This window comes from Maricaulis sp. (assembly GCF_030149425.1).
In the GTDB taxonomy this organism is placed as follows: domain Bacteria; phylum Pseudomonadota; class Alphaproteobacteria; order Caulobacterales; family Maricaulaceae; genus Maricaulis.
In genome coordinates this window covers 1-5,233 of record NZ_JASBRQ010000009.1, presented here as the reverse complement: position 1 = coordinate 5,233, position 5,233 = coordinate 1, and the positions used below count along the sequence as shown (strand labels likewise).

Annotated in this window: 5 protein-coding genes and 1 tRNA gene; 2 read left to right on the top strand and 4 right to left on the bottom strand. The window is 63.5% G+C overall.

The features are described 5' to 3' along the window. Window positions 1–150: 150 nt before the first annotated feature. Window positions 151–834, bottom strand: a complete 684-nt coding sequence (locus Q1V57_RS01950) for an SDR family NAD(P)-dependent oxidoreductase (protein WP_300527212.1) — start codon at window positions 832–834, stop codon at window positions 151–153. 80 nt (window positions 835–914) lie between these two features. Between Q1V57_RS01950 and Q1V57_RS01945 the strand changes: the two genes are divergently transcribed. Next, window positions 915–2,435 (top strand): cryptochrome/photolyase family protein, encoded by a 1,521-nt coding sequence (locus Q1V57_RS01945; RefSeq protein ID WP_300527211.1) that lies wholly within the window; start codon window positions 915–917, stop codon window positions 2,433–2,435. Here Q1V57_RS01945 and Q1V57_RS01940 read toward each other — a convergent pair. The 3 genes from Q1V57_RS01940 to Q1V57_RS01930 are packed head-to-tail and all read right to left on the bottom strand — an operon-like array spanning window position 2,432 to window position 4,478. Then, window positions 2,432–2,572, bottom strand: a complete 141-nt coding sequence (locus tag Q1V57_RS01940) for a DUF2256 domain-containing protein (protein WP_300527210.1) — start codon at window positions 2,570–2,572, stop codon at window positions 2,432–2,434. The two genes, Q1V57_RS01945 and Q1V57_RS01940, sit on opposite strands and share 4 nt — an antisense overlap. 2 nt (window positions 2,573–2,574) lie before the next feature. After that, a complete protein-coding gene (locus tag Q1V57_RS01935; protein ID WP_300527208.1) occupies window positions 2,575–4,095 on the bottom strand; it encodes an FAD-binding domain-containing protein in 1,521 nt (506 codons plus the stop codon). 32 nt (window positions 4,096–4,127) lie between these two features. Next, on the bottom strand, window positions 4,128–4,478 hold the full coding sequence (locus tag Q1V57_RS01930) for a DUF962 domain-containing protein (RefSeq protein WP_300527206.1): 351 nt from the start codon (window positions 4,476–4,478) through the stop codon (window positions 4,128–4,130). A 394-nt stretch (window positions 4,479–4,872) separates the two neighbouring features. Here Q1V57_RS01930 and Q1V57_RS01925 point away from each other — a divergent pair. After that, window positions 4,873–4,948: transfer RNA gene (locus Q1V57_RS01925), tRNA-Asn, on the top strand. Window positions 4,949–5,233 lie beyond the last annotated feature (285 nt).

The following is a 5,233-nucleotide window of genomic DNA, read 5'->3' as shown; positions in this document are numbered from 1 at the left end:
GCAAATCCGTGTACCCCGGTTCGATTCCGGGCGGTGCCTCCAGCCTTCGCTCGCTGCGCGAGCTTCGGCTAGGCAAGCCTCCCACATTTGATGCGAGCGAAGGCTGTCGCGCCGAAGCCTTGGCGTAGGCGGACTATCTGCGCCGGCACACTAGAACGCGATCCGGTCACCCTTGTAGTCGAACAATTGTCCGCTATCGGCAGCGCTGAGCCCGTCGATCACGCGCAGCAGATCCTCGGCGGCCTCGCGCGGCGGGCGCACATTCAGGCCCGACTTGGCGAAGGGTTGCGACAGATCACTCTCCACCGTGCCCGGGTGCAGGGCAACGCAGATCGCTTCCGGCGCCTTGCGGGCGAGCTCGATCGCGTTGCAGCGCACAAACTGGTTCAACGCCGCCTTGGCAGCACGATAGCTGTGCCAGCCGCCCAGACGATTATCCTCAATGGAGCCGACCCGGGCCGACAACGTCGCGAACACGCTGCGCCCCTTGCGCGGCAGGAGTGGCAGGAAATGCTTCATCAGCAGCGCCGGGCCGATGGCGTTGATGGCATAGCTCCAGGCCATATGCTCCGGGTCGAGCGAACGCCAGGAGCGCTCCGGCATGAAACCCTCACCATGCAGCACGCCGGTGGCATCGAAGACCAGGGCAATCGGGCTGTCCGCTTCGGCGCAGCGACGGGCTGCCGCCGCGATCGAGGCTTCATCGGTCAGGTCGAGCCCGTTGGCGCGGGACAGCTCCACCACCTCAAGGCCACCGCGAGCCGACAGGACCGACGCAATCGCCGCACCGATCCCGCCCGTAGCGCCCACCACAATCGCGCGACTTTCACTCATGTCTTGCCCGTCCATCTGTCGCAGGTCCGTTTGTTCTCGACAGACGTAATCCAATCAGCGTCCGGAAAAAGGTGTAGGCCATGACCGATCTCATTCTCATCCTCGGCGACCAGCTTTCGCCAAACCTTGCCAGCCTGGCTGCAAGCTCGCCGGCGCAGGCCGAGATCGTGATGGCGGAAGTCGCCGCCGAGGCCAGCTATGTTCGCCATCACAAGAAAAAGATCGCCTTCACTTTCGCCGCCATGCGCCATTTCGCTGAAGAGCTGCGCCAGGCCGGCTGGACGGTTCACTATACCCGCTTTGACCCGGCTTACCCCTGCCCCGACCTGGCAACAGCCGTCGCCGCCGTGCTGCAGCAAGGCCGCTATGACCGGCTGATCCTCACCGAGCCGGGCGAATGGCGTTTGAAGCAGGAAATGGACACCTGGCAGGCCCGTTTCGGTGTGGATGTATTGATCGGCGAAGACACCCGTTTCCTGGCCTCACACAGCGACTTCCAGACCTGGGCTGAAGGCCGCAAACAGCTGCGCATGGAGTATTTCTATCGCGAAATGCGGCGTCGCACCGGGCTGTTGATGGACGGCGACAAACCGGTCGGCGGCAAATGGAATTACGACGCGGAGAACCGCAAGCCCGCCGCCGGCGATCTCTTCATGCCGCAGGTCCCGCGCTATCAGCCTGACGCGATCACCCGCGAGGTGCTCGACCTCGTCGACACCCAATTCGCCGGGCATATCGGCCAGCTCGAACCCTTCACCCTCGCGGTTACCCGCAAGGATACCGAGGCCGCGCGCGATCATTTCATGGCCCGCGCCCTGCCCGCTTTCGGCGACTATCAGGACGCCATGCTGTCCGGCGAAGCCTTTCTCTACCACTCGTTGCTGTCGACCTATCTCAATGCCGGCCTGCTGGACCCGCTGGATCTGTGCCGGCGCGCCGAGGCGGAATACCGGGCCGGGCGGGCCCCGCTCAATGCGGTCGAGGGCTATATCCGCCAGATCATCGGCTGGCGTGAATATGTCCGCGGCATTTATTGGCGGGAGGGACCGGACTATGTCCGCCGCAACGCGCTCGGCGCCGACCGGCCGCTGCCGGATTTCTACTGGACCGGCGAGACCGACATGGCCTGCATGTCGGCGGCAATCGGCCAGACGCTTGAGCACGGCTATGCCCACCACATCCAGCGCCTGATGGTCACCGGCACCTTCGCCCTGCTCGCCGGGGTCGATCCGTTCGAGCTGCATGAGTGGTATCTCGCGGTCTATACCGACGCTTATGAGTGGGTCGAAGCGCCCAATGTGATCGGCATGTCGCAATTCGCGGATGGCGGCCTGCTCGGCTCCAAACCCTATGCCGCCAGCGGCGCCTATATCGACCGCATGTCCGATTATTGCACCTCCTGCCGCTACACGGTGAAGGACAAGACCGGTCCGCAATCCTGCCCCTTCAATTCGCTCTACTGGGATTTCCTGGATCGCAACCAGGGCCGGTTGCGCGGCAATCCGCGTTTAGGTCCGGTCTATCGTAACTGGGATCGCATGGACGGGGACAAGCAGGACGCTTATCGCGCCCGGGCCCGACAGGTTCTGGCCGACCTCTAACGGTTCCGGCGGCAGCGCTCGGAACAGTATTTCACCTCGTCCCAGACTTTCTCCCACTTCTTGCGCCACTCGAAGGGCAGCCCGCAACTGGCGCAGGTCTTGGTCGGTTTGGGCTTACGGGAGGAATGGCGGGCCATGGCTAGAGGTCCAGCTGCAGCTGATTGCCGGGATTGGCCGGCGGTAATGCACCGGAGCGCCGGCGCATGGGCGCACGGCTGCCATGGCGGGCCAGGACCTTTTTCGAGGCATCCTTGAAGCCGGGCTGTTTGCGCGCCGCGAATACCCGGTCGCGGGCCTCACGCGCCGCTTGGGTGACCTTGACGAGTGGTCGGGGATAGTGGCCGTCCAGACAGGCTTCAAAGCCCGGCCAGCGCCAGACTTCATGGATGAAATCGGCCGGCACGGCTTCCAGCTCGGGCAGCCAGCGACGGATGAAACGGGCATCGGGGTCCTGGTCCAGACCCTGTTTGACCGGGTTGTAGATGCGGATCGAATTGACCCCCGTCGTACCGGATTGCATCTGCACCTGGGACCAGTGAATGCCCGGCTCATAATCGGTGAACAGACGGGCCAGCCGCTCCCCGGTCGCCTGCCAGGGTTGCCAGAGGTGGTAGCTGGCGAAAGAGACCAGCATGGCCCGCATGCGGAAATTCATCCAACCGGTCGCTTGCAGACAGCGCATGCAGGCATCGACAAACGGCACACCCGTTTCGCCGCGCTCCCAGGCGCCGAGGATGTCCGGGTCGGCTTCGCGGGGTCGCAAATCTTCCAGGCCCGGATGCATATCGCGCCACTCGATCTCCGGCTCATCCTCCAGCTTCTGCATGAAGTGATCGCGCCAGTGCAGCCGTGACAGGAAGGACCGCATCGAGCCGGACCAGCCGCCGCGCTCGCCTCGTGCTGCGATCTCCCCCTGCCGTGCCCAGCCGGCCTGGGCCGTCTCGCGCATCGACAGCGTGCCGAGCGCGAGATAGGGCGAAATCCGCGAACAATGCTTCGCGCCTGCCTCCGGCGCCGACATGGCCTTGCGATAGGGCGCGCCACGCTCGGTCAGGAAGGAGTTGAGCGCCTGCAGGGCCGCAGACCGGCCGCCACGCTGACGATGCGGGCAAGCATCCCGGGCCAACCCCAATCGCCCCGCGTCCGGAACCGGCTCCGGTTCAATCGTGAGGCCGCGAAAAGCCGGCGCACCGGCCAGCGGCCGGGCCCGGTCCTTATCCCAGCGCCCTGCCCAGCCATTGCGCGATTTCAATCGCCGGATCACACCGCCAGGCGGAAGCTCGATCCAGTCGACACCGGCCTCACGGGCCCGGGCAGCCACCGCGGTATCACGCTGATAGGTCCACTGATTACCGGTCTCCTCATGCGAGACGAGGCGGCAGCCCGGATGCGCGGCGAACAGCTGCGACAGCACATCGACCGCCTCCCCGGTGCGCACTTGCAGGGGCGCCCCAAGGGCGCAGAGTTGCTGGCTGAGCTTGTCGAGTGCTTCCAGGAGGAAGGTGTATTGCCGTCCGGACGTGTCCGGCAGAGCCCAGTAGTCCGGCTCGATAATGTAAAGCGGCAGGACCGGTCCCGCTGCAGCGGCCAGACGCAGGGCCTCATGGTCTTCAACGCGAAGATCCCGCTTGAACCAGACGATTTGAAGCTGAGCCGTCATACCAGCTCAGATAGGCGGGTTGGGCGCCAGGGCTAGCGTTCCGCTACAGCTCCGTCCGGCGTGACCCCGGCCTTCTCCAGCTCGCTATCCAGCTTCCCCAGGAGGAAGAAGCCGTACATGCGATAATCCGCGATCAGCGACCATAAGGGATAGGTGAAGGTCGCCGGCTTGTTGCGCTCAACGAAGGCATGGCTGACCCAGGCAAAGAAATAACCCGATACCGGGACGGCCAGCAGCGCCCACCAGGTCTGGGTGAGCAAGGCGGACACCAGAACGCCTATGGCCAGGGTCGAGCCGACATAGTGCCAAAACCGCGTCGCCGGGCGCGCATGTTCGCGCAAATAGAAGGGCCAGAATTCAGCAAATGTGGTGTGCTCGCGCATGTTTCACCTCCCCAGTGATTCGCGGACGAATCAGTAACACGACCCGATTCGTTGCGGAAAACGGCTCGCAGCAAGGCAAACCCCGTCTCTACAGGAATCCTTGCATTAAATTGACTCCATTAGCGTTTCGGCAAGGACGCTAAACGAAATACCCAATTCGAAAGGGCGCATTAACCCCTCTTTAAGGGTTCCAGCCGAAGTCTGTATGCGTCTTCCCGTGAAGACACCCCACCATCCACCCAATGCCTTTTCGGGAGCCTCCGTGGCTCCCGATTTTTTTTGCGCATTTCGCAGATGGTATTTTTGCAGCGCGGATGTGCATCTCACGCACATCGGTGCTTGCGCCTTCGGCAAGGGCTCTGATATACGCCCCATCTCGCTTGAGAAACGGTATTCCCCTGTAGCTCAGTTGGTAGAGCAGGTGACTGTTAATCACCGGGTCGGCGGTTCGAGCCCGTCCGGGGGAGCCATTCTCAAGAGCGCCTTTTTCGCACCTGTTATCGCCTTGGCGTTCAGCCCCCCGAAATGGGAGCTTTGAAGCCGTGCGCGCGGCTACTCCCTGATCCGCCACCACCCGCCATCCCCCGATTTATTCGGGGGACCTCACCAAATCTGTCACCGGATGTGACGAGGTCCCCCGGATGACCGCTGTGCGGCCACCGGGGGATAGCGTTTGGAATTAGACCCCGGTCGGCTCACGCGCCGTGGGGTTGATACGGCGATGGTGTTTCATCGAAAGTCTCCCTTCCACATCC

What these genes read in the sequence shown, in the direction of transcription:
- Q1V57_RS01950 (WP_300527212.1), bottom strand. Translation starts at nt 834, where the DNA reads ATGAGTGAAAGTCGCGCGATTGTGGTGGGCGCTACGGGCGGGATCGGT.
- Q1V57_RS01945 (WP_300527211.1), top strand. Translation starts at nt 915, where the DNA reads ATGACCGATCTCATTCTCATCCTCGGCGACCAGCTTTCGCCAAACCTT.
- Q1V57_RS01940 (WP_300527210.1), bottom strand. Translation starts at nt 2,572, where the DNA reads ATGGCCCGCCATTCCTCCCGTAAGCCCAAACCGACCAAGACCTGCGCC.
- Q1V57_RS01935 (WP_300527208.1), bottom strand. Translation starts at nt 4,095, where the DNA reads ATGACGGCTCAGCTTCAAATCGTCTGGTTCAAGCGGGATCTTCGCGTT.
- Q1V57_RS01930 (WP_300527206.1), bottom strand. Translation starts at nt 4,478, where the DNA reads ATGCGCGAGCACACCACATTTGCTGAATTCTGGCCCTTCTATTTGCGC.